The sequence below is a fragment of the Thioclava sp. GXIMD4215 genome (assembly GCF_045291555.1).
In the GTDB taxonomy this organism is placed as follows: domain Bacteria; phylum Pseudomonadota; class Alphaproteobacteria; order Rhodobacterales; family Rhodobacteraceae; genus Thioclava; species Thioclava litoralis.
The window spans coordinates 846,674-870,476 of record NZ_CP149515.1 but is presented as its reverse complement, the minus strand read 5'-3'; the positions used below and the strand labels follow the sequence as shown (position 1 = coordinate 870,476).

Annotated in this window: 26 protein-coding genes and 1 other RNA gene; 15 read left to right on the top strand and 12 right to left on the bottom strand. The window is 61.2% G+C overall.

From position 1 onward, the window contains the following. Nucleotides 1-155: 155 nt before the first annotated feature. Nucleotides 156-599, top strand: coding sequence for a hypothetical protein (locus WDB86_RS04240; RefSeq protein ID WP_406736714.1), 444 nt, complete (start codon nt 156-158; stop codon nt 597-599). Here WDB86_RS04240 and WDB86_RS04235 read toward each other — a convergent pair whose 3' ends face one another. After that, nucleotides 600-1,238: a histidine phosphotransferase family protein gene (locus WDB86_RS04235; protein ID WP_406736713.1), complete on the bottom strand. Its 639-nt coding sequence runs from the start codon at nt 1,236-1,238 to the stop codon at nt 600-602. On the opposite strand from WDB86_RS04235, the gene WDB86_RS04230 reads away from it, so the two are divergent. From WDB86_RS04230 to WDB86_RS04220, 3 genes are all read left to right on the top strand, one after another. After that, nucleotides 1,237-1,410, top strand: coding sequence for a DUF3553 domain-containing protein (locus tag WDB86_RS04230; RefSeq protein WP_339107186.1), 174 nt, complete (start codon nt 1,237-1,239; stop codon nt 1,408-1,410). The genes WDB86_RS04235 and WDB86_RS04230 overlap by 2 nt on opposite strands. Before the next feature lie 142 nt (nt 1,411-1,552). Next, nucleotides 1,553-2,329: a GNAT family N-acetyltransferase gene (locus WDB86_RS04225; protein ID WP_406736712.1), complete on the top strand. Its 777-nt coding sequence runs from the start codon at nt 1,553-1,555 to the stop codon at nt 2,327-2,329. Next, complete coding sequence (locus WDB86_RS04220; protein ID WP_406736711.1) at nt 2,326-3,156, top strand: lysophospholipid acyltransferase family protein; 831 nt, start codon at nt 2,326-2,328, stop codon at nt 3,154-3,156. Before WDB86_RS04225 ends, WDB86_RS04220 begins: the two co-directional genes overlap by 4 nt. Here the strand turns inward: WDB86_RS04220 and WDB86_RS04215 are convergent. Next, the gene (locus WDB86_RS04215) at nt 3,145-3,402 is read right to left on the bottom strand and encodes a ribbon-helix-helix domain-containing protein (protein ID WP_339107188.1); all 258 of its coding nucleotides are present in this window, start codon (nt 3,400-3,402) and stop codon (nt 3,145-3,147) included. The two genes, WDB86_RS04220 and WDB86_RS04215, sit on opposite strands and share 12 nt — an antisense overlap. Continuing rightward, complete coding sequence (locus WDB86_RS04210; RefSeq protein WP_339107189.1) at nt 3,399-3,596, bottom strand: DUF4169 family protein; 198 nt, start codon at nt 3,594-3,596, stop codon at nt 3,399-3,401. The genes WDB86_RS04215 and WDB86_RS04210 overlap by 4 nt, the downstream gene beginning before the upstream one ends. Nucleotides 3,597-3,784: 188 nt before the next feature. Between WDB86_RS04210 and cydD the strand changes: the two genes are divergently transcribed. The 5 genes from cydD (at nt 3,785) to cydX (ending at nt 10,207) form a co-directional block, all read left to right on the top strand. After that, on the top strand, nt 3,785-5,530 hold the full coding sequence (gene cydD, locus WDB86_RS04205; protein ID WP_406736710.1) for a thiol reductant ABC exporter subunit CydD: 1,746 nt from the start codon (nt 3,785-3,787) through the stop codon (nt 5,528-5,530). Further along, the gene (locus WDB86_RS04200; RefSeq protein WP_406736709.1) at nt 5,527-7,194 is read left to right on the top strand and encodes an amino acid ABC transporter ATP-binding/permease protein; all 1,668 of its coding nucleotides are present in this window, start codon (nt 5,527-5,529) and stop codon (nt 7,192-7,194) included. Before cydD ends, WDB86_RS04200 begins: the two co-directional genes overlap by 4 nt. Before the next feature lie 108 nt (nt 7,195-7,302). After that, complete coding sequence (locus WDB86_RS04195; RefSeq protein ID WP_339107192.1) at nt 7,303-8,913, top strand: cytochrome ubiquinol oxidase subunit I; 1,611 nt, start codon at nt 7,303-7,305, stop codon at nt 8,911-8,913. A 6-nt stretch (nt 8,914-8,919) separates the two neighbouring features. Further along, nucleotides 8,920-10,080, top strand: coding sequence for a cytochrome d ubiquinol oxidase subunit II (gene cydB, locus WDB86_RS04190; RefSeq protein ID WP_339107193.1), 1,161 nt, complete (start codon nt 8,920-8,922; stop codon nt 10,078-10,080). A gap of 16 nt (nt 10,081-10,096) precedes the next feature. Beyond that, nucleotides 10,097-10,207 (top strand): cytochrome bd-I oxidase subunit CydX, encoded by a 111-nt coding sequence (gene cydX / locus WDB86_RS04185; protein WP_339107194.1) that lies wholly within the window; start codon nt 10,097-10,099, stop codon nt 10,205-10,207. Between the two features lie 213 nt (nt 10,208-10,420). Here cydX and WDB86_RS04180 read toward each other — a convergent pair whose 3' ends face one another. The 6 genes from WDB86_RS04180 to ssrA all read right to left on the bottom strand — a co-directional run bounded on the left by WDB86_RS04180 (nt 10,421) and on the right by ssrA (nt 14,562). Continuing rightward, nucleotides 10,421-10,717 (bottom strand): hypothetical protein, encoded by a 297-nt coding sequence (locus WDB86_RS04180; RefSeq protein WP_406736708.1) that lies wholly within the window; start codon nt 10,715-10,717, stop codon nt 10,421-10,423. Next, a complete protein-coding gene (locus WDB86_RS04175) occupies nt 10,714-11,346 on the bottom strand; it encodes a murein L,D-transpeptidase family protein (protein ID WP_406736707.1) in 633 nt (210 codons plus the stop codon). The genes WDB86_RS04180 and WDB86_RS04175 overlap by 4 nt, the downstream gene beginning before the upstream one ends. Before the next feature lie 79 nt (nt 11,347-11,425). Next, on the bottom strand, nt 11,426-12,820 hold the full coding sequence (gene fumC / locus WDB86_RS04170) for a class II fumarate hydratase (protein ID WP_339107197.1): 1,395 nt from the start codon (nt 12,818-12,820) through the stop codon (nt 11,426-11,428). A 188-nt stretch (nt 12,821-13,008) separates the two neighbouring features. Then, entirely contained in the window at nt 13,009-13,470 is a 462-nt protein-coding gene (locus WDB86_RS04165; RefSeq protein ID WP_406736706.1) for an SspB family protein, read from the bottom strand. A 104-nt stretch (nt 13,471-13,574) separates the two neighbouring features. Continuing rightward, nucleotides 13,575-14,003, bottom strand: a complete 429-nt coding sequence (locus WDB86_RS04160) for an ester cyclase (RefSeq protein ID WP_339107199.1) — start codon at nt 14,001-14,003, stop codon at nt 13,575-13,577. A gap of 203 nt (nt 14,004-14,206) precedes the next feature. Next, nucleotides 14,207-14,562: a transfer-messenger RNA gene (gene ssrA, locus WDB86_RS04155) on the bottom strand. A 166-nt stretch (nt 14,563-14,728) separates the two neighbouring features. Between ssrA and ndk the strand changes: the two genes are divergently transcribed. Further along, complete coding sequence (gene ndk, locus WDB86_RS04150; protein ID WP_339107200.1) at nt 14,729-15,151, top strand: nucleoside-diphosphate kinase; 423 nt, start codon at nt 14,729-14,731, stop codon at nt 15,149-15,151. Nucleotides 15,152-15,295: 144 nt separating this feature from the next. Here the strand turns inward: ndk and WDB86_RS04145 are convergent, their stop codons facing one another. Further along, nucleotides 15,296-15,781, bottom strand: a complete 486-nt coding sequence (locus WDB86_RS04145; protein WP_339107201.1) for an Rrf2 family transcriptional regulator — start codon at nt 15,779-15,781, stop codon at nt 15,296-15,298. A 182-nt stretch (nt 15,782-15,963) separates the two neighbouring features. Between WDB86_RS04145 and speB the strand changes: the two genes are divergently transcribed. From speB to WDB86_RS04120, 5 genes are all read left to right on the top strand, one after another. Then, nucleotides 15,964-16,935, top strand: a complete 972-nt coding sequence (gene speB, locus WDB86_RS04140; protein ID WP_406736705.1) for an agmatinase — start codon at nt 15,964-15,966, stop codon at nt 16,933-16,935. 86 nt (nt 16,936-17,021) lie between these two features. Then, entirely contained in the window at nt 17,022-18,638 is a 1,617-nt protein-coding gene (locus tag WDB86_RS04135; protein WP_339107203.1) for an FMN-binding glutamate synthase family protein, read from the top strand. A 230-nt stretch (nt 18,639-18,868) separates the two neighbouring features. Continuing rightward, on the top strand, nt 18,869-20,098 hold the full coding sequence (locus tag WDB86_RS04130) for an MFS transporter (protein WP_406720670.1): 1,230 nt from the start codon (nt 18,869-18,871) through the stop codon (nt 20,096-20,098). Between the two features lie 59 nt (nt 20,099-20,157). Next, nucleotides 20,158-20,553 (top strand): VOC family protein, encoded by a 396-nt coding sequence (locus WDB86_RS04125; protein ID WP_339107205.1) that lies wholly within the window; start codon nt 20,158-20,160, stop codon nt 20,551-20,553. Between the two features lie 122 nt (nt 20,554-20,675). Further along, entirely contained in the window at nt 20,676-22,988 is a 2,313-nt protein-coding gene (locus WDB86_RS04120) for a Tex family protein (protein WP_406736704.1), read from the top strand. Between the two features lie 31 nt (nt 22,989-23,019). On the opposite strand, the gene WDB86_RS04115 is transcribed toward WDB86_RS04120, so the two are convergent. Together WDB86_RS04115 and WDB86_RS04110 are read right to left on the bottom strand one after the other, a co-directional pair. Beyond that, nucleotides 23,020-23,412, bottom strand: a complete 393-nt coding sequence (locus tag WDB86_RS04115; RefSeq protein ID WP_339107207.1) for a hypothetical protein — start codon at nt 23,410-23,412, stop codon at nt 23,020-23,022. After that, nucleotides 23,409-23,795, bottom strand: coding sequence for a response regulator (locus WDB86_RS04110; RefSeq protein WP_339107208.1), 387 nt, complete (start codon nt 23,793-23,795; stop codon nt 23,409-23,411). The genes WDB86_RS04115 and WDB86_RS04110 overlap by 4 nt, the downstream gene beginning before the upstream one ends. Between the last annotated feature and the right edge of the window lie 8 nt (nt 23,796-23,803).

Here is a 23,803-nt window from a genome sequence, read left to right as displayed (position 1 = left end):
ACGCCCGACGGATGCGCCGCGCCATTCGGCTCGCACGGGGCAGGCGGGTCGCACGGGGCAGGTATCGTGCGGCCGGATATGCCCCCCTTTTTTATGGCAGCACTCGCCTACGGTGCTGAACCGGCAGCCGGAGGCCGCGCTTGCGGGCAGGTGACATGAGAGAGATATATCGCTTCGACCATCTATGGGACGGGATCGTGGAAATCGGTCCCGAAGGGTTGGTCTATGAACTGCCCGTGGCGTCGGGGCATGTCGACAAGATCTTCAGGTTTGCGATCTCGGAGGCGGCTTTCGCACGAATGAAGGCGGACCCCGAGCGGCGGATCTTTCTGCAGGCGTTTTTGCACAGCCTCTACCAGATGCGTCCCGTGACGCAGCAGGTGACTGTGGATCACCATATCGACCTGATCCTGTCGGGCGATCCGGCGCGGGTGGAGGAGGTGCTGAACCGGCAGGAGGCGCGGGATTGCGGCGCGGTGTCCAATATGGTGTGGATCCTCACAGGCCGTGATCCGGCACCAATGCGGCAGGGAACGTGGTTTGCGCAGGGCCGCGGCACGGCACGGCCCTGTAGCTCGCCCTGTAGCTCGGGCGGCTGATCAGAAGCTCATCCGTGCTCCGGTCTCGTTGATCTGCCAGTCGATATGGCGGCCATATGTCTCGGCTTCGCGCGGCAGCAGGATGAACTGCACCTGCGCAGGGCGCAGATCTGCCGGAGCGTGGCCCGCAAGCGCCTGCCAGAGCGCGTCATCGGGTTTGGTGCGCCGCGTTTCCGCAACCAGATGCCATTCGCCATTATGTTCGGTAATCACCAGACGCCCGCCGAAGGGCAGCGCGGTTTCCATACACAGAATCGCCAGATAGGCCATTTTGACCAGATGGCGCGGTTGGTCCCCGTCAACCTGCCAGTCGAATTTCGTGCGTCCGGTCGCTGACATCTCGGACAGAAGGCTGCGGATTTCGTTCTGGCTGACGCGCTGTTCGGTATTGGCCTGCCCGAAGGCCACACGGAAGAATTTCACGCGCGCATTCGCAGCACTGACGCTTTCGGCGATCAGTTGCATTTCCGGACTCATCGCGCCGCCCGACATGGCCAGCAATTCTACCCCATTGCTGATTGCGCCCAAAGGGCTGATAAGGTCATGACACAGGCGCGACCCGACAAGGGCCACAAGATCGGCCTCGGAAGGTTCGGCGCTGGCGTCAGAGGGAAGCAACGGAGAAGACAGGGCAGTCATGAACGAATTCCTTGAGCCGGGGATGTTGGTCCGGAACCCGAAAGCGCCGGAATGGGGTGTGGGTCAGGTGCAATCGCGCATAGGCGACAAGATCACTGTCAATTTCCGCGAAGCGGGTAAACAGGTGATTGACGGGCGCTTCATTGCTTTGACTCTCGTTATTGAAGATTAAAGTTGATGAAAGGTTAACGTGAAAGGGGGCCGCTTGGGTATTCTTTCTTTGCCAGCCGTCCTTGCCGGACTTGCCTTTTGGCGGGTGGCTCGCCACAACAGGCGCAAGGCGTGACCCTTCTGAGAAGTGACCGGAAGAAAACATGATGGAAACCAGTCGTTTAGAGATCCGTCTTGCGGCCAGTCAGGAGGATCTTCTTGCTTCGCAACGACTACGCTATCAGGTCTTTGTAACCGAATTGGGGGGCGGGGGCGAGATGGTGGACCATGCCCGCCAGCTGGAATGCGATGCTTTCGACCCCGTTTACGATCATTTGCTTTTGGTGGACCCCGAGAGGGATCCGGCCAGTCTGGCGCATGTGGTGGGGGTCTACCGGCTGCTGCGGTCGGAGCGGGCAGAGGCGTTCGGGCGCTATTATTGCGATGCCGAATACGACCTGACGCCGCTCAGGGCTTTGGGGCGGCCGATGCTGGAGCTGGGGCGCTCCTGCGTGCATCCCGATCACCGCGGGGGGGCGGCCATGTTTCTGCTGTGGAACGGTCTGGCGGAATATGTGCTCACGCATGGGATCGAGATCCTGTTCGGTGTGGCGTCTTTTCATGGCACCGATATCGCGGCGCTCAGGATGCCTCTGGCGTGGTTGCACCATCATCACCTTGCGCCCGCCGGATTACGGGCACGGGCGCAGGAGCGGGCTTTCCAGCCTATGAATCTGGTCCCGCCCGACGCGCTTGACCGGCGGCAGGCCATGACGGCCATGCCCAATCTGATCAAATCCTATCTCAAGCTTGGCGGCTATGTCGGCGAGGGGGCGTTTGTGGATCATGCGTTCAATACGACCGATGTGCTGGTGATGATGGATACCAAAGCCATGAGCGGGAAACATCGTAGCTTCTATACCCGCAGGGCGCCTCTATGAGCCCGCCGTCTCCGACATGGGAGGGCGGACCGCCGCCCGCATTGCCGCCCGCGCGGGCCGGAGACCGCTGGCGTCTGGTCGGGCGGCTGCTGGCTTTGGGCCTGTGCCTTGCGACCGGTCTGCTTGTGCTGGGGCTGGTTTCTGCGGCGGAGCGGCTCTGCGGCAGGCGCGACAGGCGCTGGTCAGCCCATGTGCCGCGTCTGGTGTCGCGGGCGGCGGTGGCGATACTGGGGATTGCCTATCACGTCGAAGGGCGGCCCATGACCCATCCGGGCGCGGTGGTGGCCAATCACGGATCATGGCTGGATATTCTGGCACTGAATGCGGCGGTGAATGTGTTCTTTGTGGCAAAGGCCGAGGTGGCGGGCTGGCCGGGCATTGGCGGACTGGCGCGGGCGGCAGGCACCGTCTTTATCCGCCGCGACCGTCGCGAGGCGGCCCAGCAGGCGCAGCTTTTTGAAGACCGTATCCGCGCGGGCCATCGCCTACTGTTTTTCCCAGAAGGCACTTCCACCGACACACAACGAATTCTTCCTTTTAAATCAACGCTTTTTCAGGCGTTCTTTACCGAGGATCTGAAAGAGCGCATGTGGGTTCAGCCCGTGACCCTGCGCTATATCGCCCCCGAGGGGGAAGATCCGCGGTTTTATGGCTGGTGGGGCGATATGCCCTTGGGGCCGCATCTGCGCAAAGTGCTGGTGGCAAAACGTGGCGGGCGGGTCGTGCTGGATTTCCATCCGGCGCTGCGCGTCAGGGATCAGGCCAATCGCAAAAGCCTCGCGGCCGCCTGCGAGGAGGCCGTGCGGCATGGCGGCCTAGCCCTCTGAGGCCGGAGCCGCCTTCGGCCCAGCGTTCTCCGCCTGCGCACGGTAATGACGCAGCACGAACAGCCGGATGGCGGTGGCCAGCCCCATCTCCATGCCACGGGCCACATCAATCTCGGCGGCCAGCGCGTTGATCCCCTGATCCCTGTCGCGCGCAATGTCGCGGAATGCCTGCCAGAACTCTTCTTCCAGCGTCACCGATGTGCGGTGTCGGCCCAGGGTCAGCGAATGCTTGCGCGGGCGGCTCATGGGGTGGGGTCCGCCTTGGGCGGTGTGATCTTGTGGCCATCCAGATGGCGCGAGGCGGCGCTTTCGCTGGCCTCGTCACGGGCGCGCTCGGCTTTGCTGCGCCCGAATTTCACCGCATTGGCATCCGCCTGTGCGCGCTTTCCGGCACGGGCCTTGGCTTTGCGGAACTGGTTGAGATTGGTGACATTGCTCATGGGGTGATTTTGCCATGCTTCGGCTGCGCTGAAAAGGCCCAACCCATAGCGCCCGCTTCCGCCGCTCTTGCAGCGGGCAAACATATATTGCGCCTGCGCTTTTTCCCGTTGAAATGATGCAGATCAAATGGACTTTTGCGGATTGCCGTTAAAGCCGGACGCAACAAAGCGAGGACGGGGTGCACAGGATGGGCCACTCACAGAGCGCACCGGGGCGCGAGCTCACGGGCGAACCAAGGGGCGAGGCGGGCGAGGCAAGCGGGGCATCCCCCGCAGCGGACGAGGCGCTGATCCGTGCGCGGCGCGGGCGCAAGCTGCTGCGGTCGTTGATGATGCCGGAACAGCGGCAGCTGCGGACGGCGTCCGGCCTGTCGGTGTTGGCCGCGCTGGTCTGGCCGCTTCAGGCGCTGCTTGTGGCGCATGTGCTGGGAGGGCTGCTGCTGGGTAGGCCGTCCGATCCGCTGCGCGCCGCTTTGGTGTTTCTGGCATTGGGGGCTCTGCGTGCTGGGCTGGGATGGGCCGCCGAGCATATGGCGCAGCGGGCGGCCAATCAGGTGCTGCACCGGTTGCGCCTGCAGATCGTGGCGCAGGAAGCGTCCTGCGGCGAAGAAAGCGCGTTTGGTGGTGCGGGGGCGATTGCGGCGCTGGCGGCAGAGAAAACGGACCTGCTCAAGCCCTATATCACCCGCTATATGCCCGCGCAGTTTCGGGTGGCCGTGGTGCCTTTGCTGTTTCTGGCACTGGCGCTGTGGCCCTCTTGGGCGGTGGCGGTGATCTTTGCGATTTCGGGCCCGCTTATTCCGGTGTTCATGGCGCTGGTAGGCATGGCTGCAAAGGAAGCCTCGATGCGCCAGCTCGACGAGGTCGGCAGCCTGAACGACCTGCTGGTCGAACGGCTGGGCGCGGTGCTCGATATCCGCGTGCTCGGGGCGCAAAAGCAGGTGATGGCGGGGTTCGAGGCCCAGACAGGCCGCCTGCGCCAGCGTACGATGGCGGTGCTGCGGGTGGCCTTCCTGTCCTCGACCGTGCTCGAACTCTTCTCGGCGATCGGTGTGGCGATGGTGGCGGTGTTTGTCGGCTTCTCGCTTTTGGGCGAGATCGGCTTTGGTACATGGGGACGAACGCTGAGCCCCGAGGCGGGGATTTTTCTGCTGTTGATTGCGCCCGAATTCTACCAGCCGCTGCGTGACCTGTCGGCGGCATGGCATGACCGCGCCTCGGCCGAGGCGGTCGGGGCCGAGATCGAGGACTGGATGCAGGCCCGTCCGGCCCCGCTGATCGGGTCGGGGGGGCAGGCCACCCCTGTGGCGGGGCGCTGCCAGATTGCGGCGACGGGGCTGGTGGTGCATGGGCGCGCCTTGCCCGATCTGCACCTGTCCCCGGGCGAGAGTGTGGCGCTGGTGGGGCCGTCCGGTTCTGGAAAAACCACGTTGCTGCGGCTGGTGGCGGGGATCTTGCAGCCCGATGCAGGCCGGATCGATGTGGCCGGACAGGCCCTTGTGCCCGAGCGGGCCGATGGCTGGCGGGCGCGGCTGGGCTGGATGCCGCAAACTCCGCATTTCCTGTCGGGTAGCCTGCGCGACAGCCTGATGCTACCGGAAGGAGCCGACCCTTGGCCGGCGCTGGAACGGGCGGGCGTGGCCCATGTGGTGCGCGCGCTGCCGGAAGGGCTCGAGACCACGCTGGGGGAAACCGGTGGCGGTTTGTCCGGCGGGGAGGCGCGGCGGATCATGCTGGCGCGTGCATTGGCGCGCACCCCCGATCTGCTTCTGGCCGACGAGCCGACCGCCGATCTTGACGAAGAGACGGCGCGACTGGTCAGCGACGGGATTCTGGCCGCCCATGCCGGGGGGATGGGGGTGCTGGTGGCCACCCATGATATGGCGCTTGCGCAGCGTATGGACCGGATCATCCGGTTGGAGGATGGGCTATGAAAGATCTCTTGGCCATTTTCTGGCGTCTGTTGCGGGCGCATCGCTGGGCGATGATCCGTGGGGGGGGGCTGAGCTTTGTGGTGCTGTTCATGGGGGCGGCGCTATTGGGTCTGTCGGGCTGGTTCATCGTGGCGGCGGCAGCAGCAGGGCTTGCCGGTATGGGGGCGATGTTCGACGTGTTCCGCCCTTCGGCACTGGTGCGGTTTCTGGCTCTCGGACGAGCGGCGGGGCGCTATGGGGAACGGCTGCTGACCCATGATGCGACGCTGCGCGGGCTGGAGCATCTGCGGGCCGATATCCTGCGCAGCTTTCTGGGGGCCTCCTTTGGCCGTATGACGCGGATCAGGGGGGCGCAGGCGCTCAACCGGCTGACGGCGGATGTCGATGCGCTGGACGGGGTATCGTTGCGGCTGTTCCTGCCGGTCATGGCGGCGCTGGCGACGCATCTGGTGGTCTATCTGGGGCTGCACTGGCTGCTGGGCGGGCAGATCGCGGCATGGATTTCACTGGGCTATGTGCTGGGGGGCGGGCTGATCCTGAGTGTGGCGGCGCGTCTGGCCGCGCAGGGGGGCACCGCGCGCGAGAGGGCCAGTCAGGACTTTCGCAGCGCGCTGATCGATATGATCCGCGCAAGGCGCGATCTGGCGGTCTATGGGCGGTTGCCCGAACAGGCCGCGCGCGTTGGCGGGGCCGAGATCCGTCAGGCGGCGGGCGCACAGGGGCAGGATGCGGCAGAGCGTCGGGTCGGGGTGCTGCTCAACCTTCTGACACAGGGCATCGCGGCAGGGGCGCTGGGGCTGGGCGTGGCGGCGGTCAGTGCCGGAGACTTCGCGCCCGCCTTTGCCTCGCTTGGATTTTTCGCCGCGCTGGGACTGGCCGAGACTCTGGCCCCGCTGCGTCGTCTGGCCCCCGATCTGGGGCGGATGCGGATGGCTGCACATCGGGTGCGTGTCCAGATTGGCGTTTCGGCGGCGGATCCGGTGCGGCCTGCGGGGGGGGCGCCTGTCGCACGGACCGGCCCGCGAGTGGTGCTGGAGCGGGTGTCGATCGCGCGTCCGGGCACCCGTCTGCCGGTGGTTCGCGACCTTTCCCTGACGGCGGCGCAGGGCGAGACGGTGGCGCTGACGGCTCCGAGCGGCGGCGGCAAGAGCACCGTCCTTCTTGCGCTGGCCGGTTTGTTGCCGGTGGCGTCGGGGGAGATGCGGCTGAACGGCACTGCGATTGCCACATTGGACGAGGCCGCGCTGCGGGCATCGGTGGTGCTGGTGCCACAGCGCAGCGCGCTGATTGCGGGCACTCTGGAAGACAATCTGCGGCTGGGCTGCGAGACGATCACCCCCGAGGATATGCAGGCCGCGCTGCGGGCCTGCGCGCTCGAGCGGGTGAGTGTCGCGCGGGGCGGGTTGCAGATGCGGATCGGGGCGCGGGGCGAGGGGCTTTCGGGGGGCGAGGCGCGGCGCGTGGCGCTTGCCCGCGCGATTCTGCGCAGGCCGGAGGTGCTCTTGCTGGACGAACCCACCGAAGGGCTGGACCAGAAGACCGCCGCCGAGGTTTTAAAAGGCATTCGTGATTACCTTTTACACTCTACCATCATAATGGCTTCTCATAGGCAATCTGAGGTTGTTTTCGCCGATAAAACCGTAAAAATCGAAACAGGCATTTGATTTCTACTTTTTGACGCAGATCAAGGAGCGCCCTCCGCAACAGGCGTAGGTCGCTCATATCGAAAAACGCGAATGGGAAACTCATCTTTCCCGCTAGGAGCTGAGGATATGGATTTCGGTATCGTCGAGCTGTCACGGTTTCAATTTGCCATGACTGCGATGTATCACTTCCTCTTCGTGCCGCTGACGCTGGGTCTGTCGATCCTCGTGGCGATCATGGAGACGGTCTATGTGATGACCAACCGCCCGATCTGGCGCCAGATGACCAAATTCTGGGGCCTTTTGTTCGGGATCAACTTTGCCCTTGGGGTTGCCACCGGCATCACCATGGAATTCCAGTTCGGTATGAACTGGAGCTATTACAGCCATTATGTGGGCGATATTTTCGGCGCCCCGCTGGCCATTGAAGGCCTGATGGCGTTCTTCCTCGAAGCCACTTTTGTCGGCCTGTTCTTCTTTGGCTGGAACAAGATGTCGAAGATCGCGCATTGCGTCGTGGCATGGCTTGTCGCCATCGGGTCGAACTTCTCGGCGCTGTGGATCCTGATCGCCAATGGCTGGATGCAGAACCCCGTGGGTGCCGAATTCAATCCGATGACCATGCGTATGGAAATGGTGAATTTCTTCGAGGTGCTGTTCAACGAGGTGGCTCAGGCGAAATTCGTCCATACCGTTTCGGCGGGCTATGTGACGGCGTCGGTCTTCGTGATCGGTGTCTCGGCATGGTATCTGCTGCGCGGGCGCCATACCGAGCTTGCCCGTCGGTCGATCACCGTGGCTGCGGCCTTCGGTCTGGCTTCGGCGCTGTCGGTCGTGCTTCTGGGCGACGAGTCGGGCTATAACGCCACCCATACCCAGCGGATGAAACTGGCCGCGATCGAGGGGATGTGGGAAACCGAACCGGCACCCGCACCGTTCACCGCCTTCGGCTTCCCCGACCAGACTGCGCGCGAAACCCATTACGCCATCCATATTCCCTATGTGATGGGCCTGATCGGTACACGCTCGCTGAATACGCCGATCCCCGGTATCGCGGATCTGGTGAAAACCTCGGAAGAACGCATCCGCAACGGTCTGATCGCCTATGATGCGCTGATGACGGTCCGTCAGGACCGCGCCGCCACAGCGCCCGAGGTGATGAAAACCTTCGAGGATCACTCCGCCGATCTGGGCTATGCCTTCCTGCTGAAGAAATATATCGACGATCCGCGTCAGGCGACCGACGCGCAGATCAAGCAGGCCGCCAATGATACCGTTCCCACCGTCTGGCCGCTTTTCTGGGCCTTCCGTGTGATGGCAGCGCTTGGCTTCCTGTTCATCGGCACGATGGCCTATATGTTCTACCGCGCGTCCTTCAAGGGGATGAACTATCCGCGCCCGATGCTGCATGTCGCCGTCTGGATGATCCCCGCGCCGTGGATTGCCGCCGAAATGGGGTGGTTCGTGGCCGAGTTCGGGCGTCAGCCGTGGACTGTGGACGGTATCCTGCCCACCGCGCTTTCGGTCTCGTCGCTTTCGGCCACCGAACTGCTGATGACCATTGCCGGGTTCATCCTTTTCTACACGGTGCTGTTCATCATCGAGATGGGTCTGATGCTGAAATATATCCGCAAAGGCCCGCATGAGGATGTCGCGGAAACCGAAAGCTGGATGGAGGCCCATCGGGCACGTCTGAGCGGCAGAGGCCATGCCGATGCCATCGCGGAACCTGCGGAGTAAATTGCTATGATCCTTCATGATTTAATCAGCTATGACATCTTGCGGGTGATCTGGTGGGTGCTGCTGGGCATCTTGCTGATCGGCTTCGCGGCCACTGACGGGTTCGATATGGGAACGGCTGCGATGATCCCCTTCATCGCCCGCACCGATACCGAGCGCCGCGTGGTGATCAACACCGTAGGCCCCGTCTGGGAAGGCAACCAGGTCTGGTTCATTCTGGGCGGTGGCGCGATCTTCGCCGCTTGGCCGCCGCTTTATGCGGTCAGCTTCTCGGGCTTCTATCTGGCGATGTTCGTGGTGCTTGCCTCCTTCATCGTGCGCCCCGTGGCCTTCAAATACCGCTCCAAACGCGACAGCGTGACATGGCGCCGTAACTGGGACTGGGCGCTGTGCATCTCGGGTGCGGTTCCGGCCCTGCTCTTCGGTGTGGCCGTGGGCAACGTGATCCAGGGCGTGCCGTTCCACCTGACCGATGACCTGCACACCGTCTATGAAGGCGCGTGGTATACCAAGTTCATCGGTCTGCTGGATCCCTTCTCGCTTCTGGCAGGGGTGGTCTCGCTGTCCATGCTGATCATGCATGGCGGCGCATGGGTGAACCTCAAGGCCGAAGGCGATGTGGCCGCCCGTGCGCGTGCCATCGGGTCCAAAGCCGCGCTGGTGGCTGTGGCAGCCTATGTGCTGGCCGGTATCTGGCTGGCCTTCATTCCGGGCTTCACCTTTGCCGGAGATGTGGTCACCGACGGTCCGTCCAATCCGCTCTACTTCACCGTCGAACGCTCCTCGACCTGGCTGACCGCCTATGGCGAGCGTCCGTGGATCGTGATTGCACCGGCTTTGGGGATCGTTTGCGCCTTGCTCACCTATCTGGGGCTGAAAGCGGGGCGTGAGGTGTCGACCATGCTGCTATCGGGCGTGTCGGTGCTGGGCGTGATCTCTTCGGTCGGCCTGACGATGTTCCCCTTCATCATGCCCTCGAGCAGCGCGCTGAATTCGTCGCTGGCGGTGTGGAACTCGTCCTCCTCGCATCTGACCCTCTTCATCATGCTGGTCTGTGCGGTGATCTTCGTGCCGATCATCATCGCCTATACGAGCTGGGTCTATAAGGTGCTCTGGGGTAAGGTCACCGAAGACGAGATCACCAATAACTCGCATTCGGTCTACTGAGAAAAGGAACAGACAGATGTGGTATTTCGCATGGATCTTGGGCCTGCCGCTGGCCGCCATTTTCGCCGTCATGAATGCGATGTGGCTGGAGCTGAAGGAAGACCAGAAACAGATCGACAATAAGTAAACCCTGGTCACTGGAGACAGGGTTGGAAGAGGCGGCAGAAATGCCGCCTCTTTTAGTGTCGCCCGACAGGAAAGATCCAGAAGGCCAAAGCGGGGGCTGGCCATAGGATGGAAAGGCATCTGAAAAGGAGGAAGGCGGGGGACTGTGGCGGAGTTTGCCGCAGGGCCAGCACCGTCACACATATCACAAACCCCGCTGTTCCGGCCAGCACCGTCACCGCACGCGGGTTGCGGAAAGAGGGGTAGTAATGGCGCAGCGCATAATAGAGCCAGAGTTCCGGTAGCAGGAAAAGGGCCGCAGGCACAGCCAGAGCATCGCCTGTGCCATCAGGGTCTCACTGACGCTGTTCATGCCCATGAAAGCCGCAAGCAGTGTGATATGGTCCATATTCTGGCCCATATTCTGGTAAGCCGCGACTGCAAAGCTGACGGCCCCCCAGAGAAGTTGCGCCAAAAACAGTAGCCCCCAGAAGGCCGGATAGCGCCATGTGCGAAACAGTGGCGCGATCATGGCTGTGGCCGGTGCGCTGCCACGATCCGATCTGTCGCGGCATCCGATAGCACGACCCGCGTGCCATTCGGCACCAGGGACCAGATCTCCTCCATCTGGGCATTGGTCACCGCAACGCAGCCATCCGTCCAGTTCCACAACCTATGCAACCGCCCCAAAGCGCCCCATCCATTGGGCAGCCCGTGGATCATGATATTGCCGCCCGGATCATGGCCCGCCGCAGCCGCCCGCGCGCGATCTGTCGCATCGGGATAAGAGATATGCAGGCTGAGATGGGCCATTGATTGAGAGTTGCGCCAGTCGATGTGATAGCTGCCTTCGGGCGTACGCTCGTCGCCCTCGACCTGTTTCGGGCCATCCTGCCAATGCGCGCCGAAGGTGACCGGATAGCGTTTGAGGATCTGCCCCTGTCGCATCAGCACCATCTGCCGGTCGGGCTTCGAGACCACCACCAGATCGGCCTGTTGCGCTGTTGCGGCCATTGCGGGCGGGGTGCCGGAGCCTATGCGGGCCATGATCTTCGTATAGGCGGGCAGGGTGATCGCACAGCCTATCGCCAGGACAAGCTTCGGGACAAGCTTCGGGATAAGCCTCGGGACAGGTCCCGGAACAGGCGGGGGTTTGGTCATGGAAATCAGTATTGGAAAGGGAATACGCAAAAGGGCGGCCCGAAAGCCGCCCTTCAAAGATCAGACTGCCGGTGGCCGATCAGTCATGCGGGCCGATCATCAGCTCGGGACGGACAACCTCGTCAAAGGTCTTCTCGTCCACGAAACCAAGCGCGATGGCTTCGTGCTTCAGCGTGGTGCCGTTTTTATGCGCGGTTTTGGCAACTTTGGTGGCGTTGTCATAACCGATGGTCGGCGCAAGCGCGGTGACCAGCATCAGCGATTCATGCAGGAGCTTCTCGATGCGCGGCTCGTTGGCTTCGATACCGGCCACCATATTATCGGTGAAGGCCGAGGCCGAGTCGCCCAGAAGCTGCATGGATTGCAGCACGTTATAGGACATCATCGGGTTGTAGACGTTCAGCTCGAAATGGCCCTGAGAGCCCGCAAAGCCAACAGCGGCATTATTGCCCATGACATGGGCGCAAACCATGGTCAGCGCTTCGGCCTGCGTCGGGTTCACTTTGCCCGGCATGATCGAGGAACCCGGCTCGTTTTCCGGCAGGATCAGCTCGCCCAGACCGCAACGCGGGCCCGAGCCCAGAAGCCGGATGTCATTGGCGATCTTGAAGAGCGAGGCCGCAACCGTGTTGAGCGCGCCCGAGAACATGACCATCGCATCATGGGCTGCCAGAGCTTCGAATTTATTCGGAGCCGTCACGAAGGGCAGGCCGGTGATCTCGGCCATATTCGCCGCAACCGCTTCGCCCCAGCCTTTCTTGGTGTTCAGACCGGTGCCAACAGCGGTGCCGCCCTGCGCCAGTTCGTAGATGTCACCAAGGCAGGCCTCGACACGTGCAATGCCCTTGCGGACCTGATGCGCATAGCCCGAGAATTCCTGACCAAGGGTCAGAGGGGTCGCATCCTGCGTATGGGTGCGGCCGATCTTGATGATATCCTTGAAGGCTGCGGATTTCGCCTCCAGCGCTTCGGCCAGTTTCGTCAGGCCGGGCAGCAGCACATCACGCGCCGACATGGCGATACCGACATGCATCGCGGTCGGGAAGGTGTCGTTGGAGGATTGCCCCATGTTGCAGTGGTCATTGGGGTGGACAGGCTTTTTCGAACCCATCTCGCCGCCCAGCATCTCGATCGCGCGGTTCGAGATGACCTCGTTGGCGTTCATGTTCGACTGGGTGCCCGAGCCGGTCTGCCAGACGACCAGCGGGAAGTTGTCGTCGAACTTGCCGTCAATCACTTCGCTGGCGGCGGCGATGATCGCATCGGCGATTTTCGCATCCATCGAACCATTGGCCTTATTGGCCATCGCGCAGGCTTTCTTGATCACGCCAAGCGCGCGGATGATCGGCACGGGCTGCTTTTCCCAGCCAATCGGGAAATTCATGATCGAGCGCTGCGTCTGCGCGCCCCAGTATTTATCTGCGGGAACTTCCAGCGGACCGAAGCTATCGGTCTCGGTACGGGTCGCGGTCATAGTGGGCCTCCGTAATAACCAGCTCTGGCCATGAAACCGGCCAGCCGTCAACGCCGTTTTGTCTAAGGGCTGGAACGGGGGAATGCAAACGGTATGCGCCAGTATACGGGCGCTAACATAACAAAAGAGCCGCCCCCTGAAGGGCGGCCTGTGATCTGCGCCGGACGGTCATGCCGATCCGCGTCCGCTCAGGACTTGCGGAACTTGTCGAGGCTGACAACTTCGGCCTCGGGGCGGTCGCCTGCGGGCGGCGGATCGTCATCGCCATCCTCTTCCGGCGCGTCCTCTTCCTCGGAGTCCTGGGTTTCGAATCTCAGGCCGAATTCGACACTGGGATCGACGAAGGTCTGGATCGCGTCATAGGGAATATAGAGCGGCTCGGGATTGTTGCCGAAATTCAGCGTCACGCCGAAACCGTCATCATCGACATTGAGATTGTCGAACCAGTGCTGGATGACCACGGTCATTTCTTCAGGATAACGCGAATGCAGCCAATCCGCCATTTCAACGCCATCCGCCCGCGTGTCGAAGGTGATGAAAAAATGGTGCGCGCCCGGAAGGCCGTTTTCGGCCACATCCGAAAGCACCTCCTTTATCAGGCTTCGCATTGCGCGATGCATCAGGTTGCCATAATCGATGCTGCGGGTCATTCCTTGTCCTTCCATACCTTGGCAGGTGTTCCCTCACCATAGGGGTTTTACGACCGTTGGAAAGGGGCACTCTTGCGTCCAAGGTGCTTTAGACGCGAGAAATCTTACGAAATCTTCTCGCTGGAGAGACAGAGTTCGACAGTGTCCTTGGGTAAGAAGCCGAGTTGGCTGAACAACCCGATCAGATCGTAGTGATCCTGTGATCCGGCAATCTTGTCCCCGTCGAATTCGATCAGGGACTGGCCGGTAAAGGCGACCGTCTCACCGGAGGATTTCGAAAGCCCGCTGACGCGCATCATCACATGTAAAAAACGGCCGTTTTCATAGGAGTACAGAATGTCGTGCTGGATCGCGTCAAGCAGGGCGCGCAGGGCGGGCACCAGATCCTCGAGATCGTCGCGGGTCATGCAGACATCGGTGATGAGGCCGTGTGATTCTGTGGCATCCGTCACGAAGGCGGGCAGGCGCTCGACGCGCCCGTTCGCCCAGACTTCTTCCAGAAACTGCCGGTACAGATCGAGTTTGTCTGCCATATCTCCCCCAAACGTTCTTATGGAAAGAGTTACATCAGCTACAACTTGAAGCTGGGTTAACAACACACCCCTCAAGCATAATATATGCTACATCCTACAATTTATGGCTGCGTTGTCCAAAACAAACCGTCGATGCCATGTGTGATGATGCCATGTGCGACGATGGCAGGAAGGGCAGGGCCAAAACGCGATTTTGGGGGAGAGGTGCAGGATTCTGTTGCCAGGCTCCTGCGGGCCCCGCCTTACGTCGCTAAACGCAAGGAGTTAGGTTTCGGTACCCGAGCTGCTTACGCAGCCAGAGCCACCGGAGCACGATTGTCGTTTGCAATTGTACTTTGTGAACCGATAACGGTGGTATCTCACCGAGACAAAGCTACATCTTTAGACGTTCGTCGATCCTATTTCGGCCCCGTGATCCCAAACGAAAGGATATATGGTGGAGCCGCCGGGTACCGCCCCCGGGTCCGAGCCGTGTATTACATGCGCGTTTATGTCCATAGTCCGGAGCAAGCCCCGAACATTGATCGATATAAGGCGCTGTCTGGCGGGTTTCAAGCCGCCGTAATGCGCCGTCTTCAGAAAACGTCACGTTTTCGGGTCGGGAAGCGGGGCAAGAGCGGTTGCCGGGGCTTTTCAAGCGCGGATGCCCATGATAGCAGGCAGGCGATATTCTCAATCGCCCCCGGTCTCCCCGCGCGGGCAAGATGCAATGGAAAGAGCTGACTATGGCTATCGAACGCACGCTGTCGATCATCAAACCCGACGCAACCCGCCGCAACCTGACCGGCAAAATCAACGCCAAGTTCGAAGAAGCGGGTCTCCGCATCGTCGCACAAAAGCGCATCAAACTGTCGATGGACCAAGCCGGCAAGTTCTATGAAGTCCACAAAGAGCGTCCCTTCTACGGCGAACTGTGCGAATTCATGGCATCCGAGCCGGTTGTTGTTCAGGTTCTCGAAGGCGAAGGTGCCATCCTGAAAAACCGCGAAGTCATGGGCGCAACCAATCCCGCGGATGCGGCAGAAGGCACTATCCGTAAGGAATACGCCCTGTCGGTCGGCGAGAACTCGGTGCACGGTTCGGACGCGCCCGAAACCGCAGCGCAAGAAATCTCGTTCTTCTTCTCCGGCCTCGAGCTGGTGGGCTGATTTCTTCCGCCATCACATGAAAAAGCCGCCTCGGTCGAGGCGGCTTTTTTTATGGGCCCGGCTCTCCCTGCCAAGGGACATGCGCGAAGGACCCGCCGGGGCGGGCCTGCGGAACAGGGGGGGAGCCTGCTCCGCAAGACAGGCTTAGTGCAGCGCCGAGATCCGCGGGCTGCAGGCGGTGACATGGGGCATCGCATTGGGCAGCAGCAGGATCTTTTCAAGCTTGTCGTTGTTTTCGACAAGGTCGGCCAGATTGTAGCGATCCAGCTCGGCGAAGAAGGCTTCGAGTGCCTTGCTCAGCGCGTTGCGCAGCATGCAGCCGTCGCGCAGCGGGCAGGTGTTCGAGCCTTCGTCAAAACATTCGGCAAAGGGCAGGCCGCCCTCGAAGCTGCGGAAGACCTCGCCGACCGAGATTTCGGCTGCCGGACGCGCAAGCTGCATGCCGCCGGCACGCCCGCGCCGCGTCTCGATAAAGCCGCGCTGCGACAAGGTGTTGATCACTTGAGCGAGATGGTTTTCGGAGGCGTTGCAATTCTCCGCAATTTCCGATTTTCGCACGGTCCGACCGGCATTGATGGCACAGAACATCAAAGTGCGCATTGCCAGATTGGTACGGATTGTAAGTCGCATATTCCCTCCTAAGTTGCGCGGACCTTAACCTGTTTCTGATTTGTGCGATTTGACATAGATCATATAACCGAAACCCATCTTTACGCACGGGCTTGGCTGTGCGGATTATGGCCGGACGGGGCTTGACCTGTGCATGACATGGCGTCACGCCTTGAAGGCGTGGTTGAAACAGGGAGGCACGGATGGCGCTAGAGGATGCCAAGACACAGGTCGATGAGGCCTTTACCAGACAGAAGCGGCGTGGCCTGAGCTATGAGAACGCCTTTGGCGGCGCGACCAGCTTTCTGCGCAGGCGCTATAGCAAGGATCTTGTCGGGGTCGATGTGGCGGTGACCGGCATCCCCTTCGATCAGGCGGTGACCAATCGGCCGGGGGCGCGGTTCGGGCCGCGGGCCATCCGCGAGGCCTCGACGCTGCAGGCCTTCGATGCGCCCTATGGCTGGGGCTATGACCCGTTCTCTACCCTGAGTATAGTCGATTATGGCGATCTGGCGTTCGATTATGCCAATGTCGCACAGACGCCTGCACGGATCACCGAGCATCTGCGCGGCATTCTTGCGGCGGGGGTGACGCCATTGTCGATGGGCGGCGACCATTATGTGACCCTGCCGATCCTGCGCGCCGTGGCCGAGATCTATGGCCCGATTGCGCTGATCCAGTTCGATGCGCATAGCGACACATGGGTCGATGACGATCCGGCACGGATTGATCACGGCACGTTTCTGTATAAGGCGATCAAGGAAAAGCTGGTGGACCCGAAGGCTTCGGTCTCTGTCGGGATCCGCACCGACAATCCCGATACGCTGGGGGTGACGATCCTTGACGCGCCTTTCGTGCATCGCAAAGGGCTGGAGGCGGTAATCACCAAGATCAAGCAGGTCGTGGGCAGGCGTCCGTGCTATATCACCTTCGATATCGACTGCTTTGATCCGGCCTTTGCACCGGGGACGGGGACGCCGGTCTGGGGCGGGCTGGCAAGCTGGCAGGCGGCCGAGATCCTGCGCGGCTTGCGCGGGCTGATGCTGGTTGGCGGGGATGTGGTCGAGGTCTCGCCCCCCTATGACACCACGGGGGCCACCGCGATTGCCGGTGCCCATGTCCTGACCGAACTGATTGCCTTGCGCGGGCTTGTGCCTTCGGGAACCAGTTTGTGATCCGTTGTGTCGGTAAGTTTCCGGTTACACTCCCATATTAAACTCGGCTATAGCCCCAAGAAATGCGCTTTACAGGAGAGCAAGCCATGCATTCGAGAGATGTCAGCCGCTTTACACCGATGATTGTTTGCGGTGCCCTTGCGCTGTTATCGCTGTTCGGGGTGCCTTTTCACGGGATTTTCTGGTTGCCCCTCGTGATCTTCGGCGCGCTTTTCCTTGTGGGCTGCTATGACGTGCGCCAGACACGCCATGCGGTGCTGCGCAATTACCCGATCATGGGGCATATGCGCTATCTGCTGGAAAGTATCCGTCCCGAGATCCGGCAATATCTGATCGAGGCGGATCAGGACGAAGAACCCTTTTCGCGCGAGGAACGGTCGCTTGTCTATCAGCGTTCCAAGAATGTCGAAGATGCGCGGCCTTTCGGCACCAAGCAGCGGGTCTATGATTCCGGCTATCAGTGGATCACCCACTCGGTGCAGCCGCGCCATATCCAGAGCCATGATTTCCGTGTGACAATCGGCGGGCCGGATTGCACGCAGCCCTATTCGTCCTCGATCTACAATATCTCCGCCATGTCTTTCGGGGCCCTGTCTGCCAATGCCATTCAGGCGCTCAATACCGGTGCGAAGCTGGGGGGCTTTGCCCATGACACCGGTGAGGGGTCGATTTCGCGCTATCACCGCGCGGGCGGCGGCGATCTGATCTGGGAGATCGGCTCGGGCTATTTCGGTTGCCGCAATCATGATGGCAGCTTCAATCCCGAGACCTTCGCGCAGCGCGCGCAGGACCCGCAGGTCAAGATGATCGAGATCAAGCTCAGCCAGGGTGCCAAGCCCGGTCATGGCGGGATGTTGCCGGCGGCGAAAATCTCGCCCGAGATTGCCGAGGCACGTGATATCCCGATGGATCAGGATTGTGTCTCGCCTGCCTCGCATTCGGCGTTCTCGACGCCGATCGAGCTGTGCGAATTTATCAAGACGCTGCGCGATCTTTCGGGCGGAAAACCTGTGGGCTTCAAACTCTGTGTTGGTCACCGCCGCGAATTCATGTGCATGATCAAGGCGATGATCGAAACCGGCATTACCCCCGATTTCATCGTGGTCGATGGCAAGGAGGGCGGCACCGGGGCGGCACCGCTGGAATTTGCCAACCGTCTGGGCATGCCGCTTGTCGAAGGGCTGACATTTGTCCACAACGCGCTGCGTGGTGCGGGGCTGCGTGACAAGATCCGGATCGGGGCCTCTGCCAAGATCATTTCCAGCTTTGATATTGCCCGCACGCTGGCGCTCGGGGCGGATTGGTGCAACTCGGCACGGGGCTTCATGTTCGCGATTGGCTGTATTCAGGCGCAGGCCTGCCATACCAACCGCTGTCCGGTCGGGGTGGCCACGCAGGACGCCCGTCGCCAGAAGGCGCTTGTGGTTGAAGATAAGGCGACGCGGGTCGCGAATTTCCATCGCAACACGATGAAAGCCCTCAAGGAAATGACTGGCGCTGCGGGGCTGGACCATCCGTCGAAATTCCTGCCCCATCACCTGATGATGCGCGAGAAGGACCGGCAGATGGTGGTGGGCAGCGAGGTGTATCCTTATATGCCCGAAGGCTTCCTGCTGCGCGAGGAAGAGGATAAATTCGGCTATCTGTCGCGCTGGCACCGCGCGCGCTCCGATAGTTTCTTCCCGATCGATGACGGTGTGTGATCTCGCAGGTCCTGGCCTGCCTGACTGGGGGGCTGCAAACTGACCTTGCAGAACGGCGGTTTCCGGACCGCCGTTTTTTTGTGCCGAACCCGTCTTTGCGCCCGATTGCAAGCGGGCTTGCAATGAGCGCATACATAAAATCATGTCGGTCGCTTGTTCTTTTTCCACATGCTCCATACTAGGCACATAAAGGCCCGCTGGCTTCTCCCTCCAATGCTAGGACCCATCTCATGAGCATCGAACACTCTTCAACGGCTGGCCCGCTGCAGGGGGCCGAACCGCCCGTCTTCAAGGCGTCGCCGAGATTGATTATTCTGGCCTTGGCGCTCGGGGGCTTTGCCATTGGTACGACGGAATTCGCCTCGATGGCGCTGCTGCCCTATTTCTCGAAGGAACTCGGGGTGAATGCCTCGCGTGCGGCGGATGCCATCAGCGCCTATGCGCTGGGAGTGGTGATCGGTGCGCCGACGCTGGCAGTGATCGGGGCCAAGGTGCGGCGGCGTCTGATGCTGACATGGCTGATGGTTGCTTTTGCGGTGTTCAACATGCTCTCGGCCCTTGCTCCCAATTTCGGCAGCTTCATGGCGATGCGGTTTCTGTCAGGGCTTCCGCATGGGGCCTATTTCGGCGTGGGCGCGCTGGTGATCGCGGCGGCTGTCCCCAAAGAAAAACGTGCGGCGGCTGTGTCCAAGATGTTTCTGGGGCTGACCATCGCCACTACGCTTGGCGTGCCGATGGCCAATATATTGGGGCAGACGGTGGGCTGGCGCTGGAGCTTCCTGCTGGTCGGCGCGATTTCGTTGATGACCGCGATCTCGGTCTTTCTGGCGGCCCCGCGCGTGCCCGTGGACCCGAATGCCAGCCCGCTCAAGGAGTTGGGGGCGCTGAAAAACACGCAGGTCTGGCTGACATTGGCGACCGGCGCTATCGGGTTTGGAGGGTTTTTCTCGGTCTATACCTATCTCGCCTCCACCACGACGGACAGCATGCATCTTCCGGCCACTTACGTGCCCTTCATTCTGGCGCTGGCGGGGATCGGGATGACGATTTTCACGATGATCTATGGCTGGGCGTCTGACCGCAGCCACACCGCGACCGCCTTTTTCAGCCTGACGGTGGGGACGCTTCTGTTGCTGGCCTATCCGTCGGCCACCAGCCATCTGGGCAGCTATGCGGTCTGTGTGCTGCTGTTGGGCCTTCTTAGCGGGGTCTCTATGCCGTTGCAGATCCGCCTGATGGATGTGGCGCGTGACTCCCAGCAACTTGCCGCGGCCCTCCATCACGCGGCCTTCAATCTGGCCAATGCGCTGGGGCCGTTTCTTGCCGCCAAAGCCTTGACGGCGGGCTATGATTATCCGGTTTCGGGCTATGTGGGGGCTGCGCTGAGTTTTGGCGGGCTGCTTCTGTTCTGTGTCACGGTCTTCGACTGGCGTCGCCGCGCGCGCTTCGGCTATATCTGAACGCCGGCCTCTGAACGCGGGACGGCGCGCGCAACCACCTCGTAGCAAAAGGGTTTGAAATGGCAAAACTGGTCCACTCCATGATCCGCGTGACGGATGAGAGGAAATCGCGTGACTTCTACCATCGGGCTTTCGGGCTTGAACTGGTGGAGCGGCTCGAGTTTCCGGAATTCACGCTGGTCTATCTGTCGAATTCCGAAACGGAATTCGAACTGGAATTGACGGTGAACAAGGGGCAGGGCACGCCCTATGATCTGGGGACCGGCTATGGCCATCTGGCGGTGACGGTGGCCGATCTCGATGCGGAACACGCGCGTTTCGAGGCCGAAGGCTTTGCCCCCCGCAACATCGTTGATTTCGCACCGGCGGGCACGTCGATTGCGCGGTTCTTCTTTGTGGCCGATCCCGATGGATACCAGATCGAGGTGCTGGCGCGTTCGGGGCGCTTTGCCTGAGGCTGTGATCGGCAAAACCGAGCCGGTCGGCCTTGCGCGGATGCAATCCCCCTTGGCGGCTGGCCGGATCGGGGATAGACCCCTTCTTCCGAGAAGACTGCCTAAGACGCATGGAGGAAGCCTTGGACCCCGAACTCCGCATATCCCGCCAGATCGCCAGTGATATTTCTGCCCGCCCCGAACAGGTGGTGGCCGCGGTCAAGCTGCTGGACGAGGGCGCGACCGTGCCTTTTGTCGCGCGGTATCGTAAAGAGGCGACGGGGGGGCTGGATGATACACAGCTGCGTCTGCTCTCCGACCGGCTGATCTACCTGCGCGATATGGAAACGCGGCGTGCGGCGATTGTGAAATCCATCGCGGAACAGGGGAAGCTTGGCGATGATCTGGCACTGCAGATCGCGCGCGCCCAGACCAAGGCAGAGCTGGAAGATCTTTACCTCCCCTATAAGAAAAAACGCCGCACCAAGGCGATGATTGCGCGCGAGAACGGTCTTGAACCCTTGCTTGATGCGATTTTGGCCGACCATGGCGCGGACCCCGAGACAGTGGCGGCCGCGTATCTCAACGAGGCTGTGCCAACTGTCAAAGAGGCTTTGACCGGCGCGCGTGACATTCTGGGCGAGCGTCTGACGGAGGATGCCGCGCTTCTGGGACGGTTGCGCGACTGGATGCATCAGAATGCGGTCTTGCGGGCGAAGCTTGTGGACGGGCAGGCCGACAAGGGCGCGAAGTTTTCGGATTATTTCGATCACAGCGAGAAATGGCAGACGGCGCCGTCGCATCGCGCTCTGGCTATGTTGCGGGCCTCGAATGAGGGGGTGATCACGCTTGATATCCTGCCCGAAGAAACCGTGGCCGACCGGCCCGCAGAGATGATTGCCGCGTCGCTCAATCTGCGGGGGCATGGCGCGGGGGCGCATTGGTTGCGTCAGGCCGCTGCATGGACATGGCGGGTCAAGTTGTCCCTGTCGATGATGCTGGACCTTCTGGGGGATTTGCGGACGCGGGCGCAAGAGGAGGCGATCTCGGTATTTGCCCGCAATCTCAAGGATCTGCTTCTGGCGGCTCCTGCTGGCGCGCGCGCGACATTGGGGCTGGACCCGGGGATTCGGACAGGCGTGAAAGTGGCCGCTATCGATGCCACCGGCAAACTGCTCGAGAGCACAACGATTTACCCGTTCCAGCCGAAAAATGATCTGCGGGGGGCGGAAGCCGCGCTTTTGGCCCTGATGATGAAACATAAGATCGAATTGATCGCGATTGGCAATGGCACCGCCTCGCGCGAGACCGAGCGGTTGGTGCTGGATGTTCTCAAACGTCTGCCCAAGGGGCAGCCTGTTCCGACAAAGGTTATTGTCTCCGAGGCAGGCGCTTCCGTCTATTCCGCCTCGGAACTGGCTGCGCGGGAGTTTCCGGATCTGGATGTGAGCCTGCGGGGAGCAGTTTCTATTGCGCGACGCCTGCAGGATCCGCTGGCCGAGCTGGTCAAGATCGAACCCAAAAGTATCGGCGTCGGGCAGTATCAGCATGATGTGGACCAGCACCGTTTGGGGCGCTCGCTGGAAGGGGTCGTGGAAGATGCCGTGAACGCGGTGGGCGTTGACCTGAACACGGCGTCGGCGGCGCTTTTGTCGCATGTGTCGGGGCTCGGGCCCGCTTTGGCCGAGGCGATTGTGTCCCATAGGGAAACAAACGGGGCATTTTCCGCGCGTAAAGACCTTTTGAAAGTCGCCCGACTGGGGCCGCGCGCTTTCGAGCAAGCCGCCGGTTTCTTGCGCATTCGCGACGGGAAAGAACCTCTGGATGCCTCGGCGGTGCACCCGGAAGCCTATGACATCGCGCGCGATATCGTAAAAGCCTGCGGGCGCGATCTGCGTTCGGTCATGGGTAATGAGGCCGCTTTGCGTATGATCCGGGCCGAAGATTTCCTGCGTGACGGGTTCGGCCTTCCAACTATCCACGATATTCTGGCAGAGCTACAAAAGCCGGGGCGTGATCCGCGTCCGGATTTCAAAACCGCGAGTTTTGCAGACGGGATTGAAGAAATTTCGGACCTGCGCCCCGGAATGCGCCTTGAGGGGACCGTGACCAATGTCGCCGCTTTCGGAGCCTTTGTGGATATCGGCGTTCATCAGGATGGGCTTGTGCATGTCAGCCAGTTGGCAGACCGGTTCGTTAAGGACCCGCATGAAGTGGTGAAAGCGGGTGATGTGGTCAAGGTCATGGTGACCGAAGTTGATATTGCCCGTAAACGTATCGGGTTGAGTATGCGTCGGGATGCCAAGCCGGAAGCCGCCGCCGCGAAAGAGGGCAAGCCTGCGCGCGATCAACAGAACGCATATCGATCCCGCAAAGGGACCGGGGATTCTCCCAAAACCGGTTCCACTGGGGCTTTAGGGTCTGCCTTGGCCGAAGCGTTTGGCAAACGGAAATAATCCAGAGATCGTTCTAAGCGGGTTGCTCCGCTTAGAACCACTCGATTTCGCCATCGGCTTCTTCATGGCTGAGCACGATCCGGTCCTGGGAAGGATTGAGATTTGTGATCAGCTCGTGAAGTCGCAGACGGGACAGGATCGGAACGGCGTGAAGTTTCACGCCCTCCGGCATTTCCCCCGAGACCGCCGCCATCAGGCGACCAAGATCTTCGAGCGATTGTGTGATCCGGTCGATGCCTTGCATCCCCCGGATCGCCTCGGCCCGCGTATGTTCGGAAAATTCGCATTCCGAAATCGCTTTCTGAACATCGGCGGAAAGACGTGCCAGAGTTTCCAGCTCGTCGCCAACACGGGCTGCCAACGCATCAAGAGGCAGGTCTTGATGCTTTGGCGGAATGGTTTCCTGTGCGGTGCTGGTGATCATAGGCGCCCCACAACGGCCTCGATGCAGTTGCGAAGATCTTGCGGCTGGAACGGCTTCTTGATGAAGTTGTTCATGCCAAGCTTCTTGCCGTTCTCGATGATCTCTTTATCCGCACGACCCGTGATCAGAATGAAGCCGCTACGCTGGGTCTTCGGATTTTTACGGATCGCATGAAGCAGCTGCAGCCCGTCCATTCCCGGCATGTTATAGTCCGAGATGACAAGGTGGACCGGAGTTTTCTCCAGAATGCTCAATGCGCCCGGGCCATCGACTGCATAGCCCACCTGGCGAATACCCATAGCGTCCAGCGCCTGTAGGATCAGGCCGCGGCTTGTGGACATATCATCGACCACCATGACTTTAAGTTGGTCTCGCAATGCCATTTGTGGCC

Bases quoted from the DNA above. Each gene is read 5' to 3' on its own strand.
- WDB86_RS04240 (WP_406736714.1), top strand. From the start codon at position 156: ATGAGAGAGATATATCGCTTCGACCATCTATGGGACGGGATCGTGGAA.
- WDB86_RS04230 (WP_339107186.1), top strand. From the start codon at position 1,237: ATGAACGAATTCCTTGAGCCGGGGATGTTGGTCCGGAACCCGAAAGCG.
- WDB86_RS04235 (WP_406736713.1), bottom strand. From the start codon at position 1,238: ATGACTGCCCTGTCTTCTCCGTTGCTTCCCTCTGACGCCAGCGCCGAA.
- WDB86_RS04225 (WP_406736712.1), top strand. From the start codon at position 1,553: ATGATGGAAACCAGTCGTTTAGAGATCCGTCTTGCGGCCAGTCAGGAG.
- WDB86_RS04220 (WP_406736711.1), top strand. From the start codon at position 2,326: ATGAGCCCGCCGTCTCCGACATGGGAGGGCGGACCGCCGCCCGCATTG.
- WDB86_RS04215 (WP_339107188.1), bottom strand. From the start codon at position 3,402: ATGAGCCGCCCGCGCAAGCATTCGCTGACCCTGGGCCGACACCGCACA.
- WDB86_RS04210 (WP_339107189.1), bottom strand. From the start codon at position 3,596: ATGAGCAATGTCACCAATCTCAACCAGTTCCGCAAAGCCAAGGCCCGT.
- cydD (WP_406736710.1), top strand. From the start codon at position 3,785: ATGGGCCACTCACAGAGCGCACCGGGGCGCGAGCTCACGGGCGAACCA.
- WDB86_RS04200 (WP_406736709.1), top strand. From the start codon at position 5,527: ATGAAAGATCTCTTGGCCATTTTCTGGCGTCTGTTGCGGGCGCATCGC.
- WDB86_RS04195 (WP_339107192.1), top strand. From the start codon at position 7,303: ATGGATTTCGGTATCGTCGAGCTGTCACGGTTTCAATTTGCCATGACT.
- cydB (WP_339107193.1), top strand. From the start codon at position 8,920: ATGATCCTTCATGATTTAATCAGCTATGACATCTTGCGGGTGATCTGG.
- cydX (WP_339107194.1), top strand. From the start codon at position 10,097: ATGTGGTATTTCGCATGGATCTTGGGCCTGCCGCTGGCCGCCATTTTC.
- WDB86_RS04180 (WP_406736708.1), bottom strand. From the start codon at position 10,717: ATGATCGCGCCACTGTTTCGCACATGGCGCTATCCGGCCTTCTGGGGG.
- WDB86_RS04175 (WP_406736707.1), bottom strand. From the start codon at position 11,346: ATGACCAAACCCCCGCCTGTTCCGGGACCTGTCCCGAGGCTTATCCCG.
- fumC (WP_339107197.1), bottom strand. From the start codon at position 12,820: ATGACCGCGACCCGTACCGAGACCGATAGCTTCGGTCCGCTGGAAGTT.
- WDB86_RS04165 (WP_406736706.1), bottom strand. From the start codon at position 13,470: ATGACCCGCAGCATCGATTATGGCAACCTGATGCATCGCGCAATGCGA.
- WDB86_RS04160 (WP_339107199.1), bottom strand. From the start codon at position 14,003: ATGGCAGACAAACTCGATCTGTACCGGCAGTTTCTGGAAGAAGTCTGG.
- ndk (WP_339107200.1), top strand. From the start codon at position 14,729: ATGGCTATCGAACGCACGCTGTCGATCATCAAACCCGACGCAACCCGC.
- WDB86_RS04145 (WP_339107201.1), bottom strand. From the start codon at position 15,781: ATGCGACTTACAATCCGTACCAATCTGGCAATGCGCACTTTGATGTTC.
- speB (WP_406736705.1), top strand. From the start codon at position 15,964: ATGGCGCTAGAGGATGCCAAGACACAGGTCGATGAGGCCTTTACCAGA.
- WDB86_RS04135 (WP_339107203.1), top strand. From the start codon at position 17,022: ATGCATTCGAGAGATGTCAGCCGCTTTACACCGATGATTGTTTGCGGT.
- WDB86_RS04130 (WP_406720670.1), top strand. From the start codon at position 18,869: ATGAGCATCGAACACTCTTCAACGGCTGGCCCGCTGCAGGGGGCCGAA.
- WDB86_RS04125 (WP_339107205.1), top strand. From the start codon at position 20,158: ATGGCAAAACTGGTCCACTCCATGATCCGCGTGACGGATGAGAGGAAA.
- WDB86_RS04115 (WP_339107207.1), bottom strand. From the start codon at position 23,412: ATGATCACCAGCACCGCACAGGAAACCATTCCGCCAAAGCATCAAGAC.
- WDB86_RS04110 (WP_339107208.1), bottom strand. From the start codon at position 23,795: ATGGCATTGCGAGACCAACTTAAAGTCATGGTGGTCGATGATATGTCC.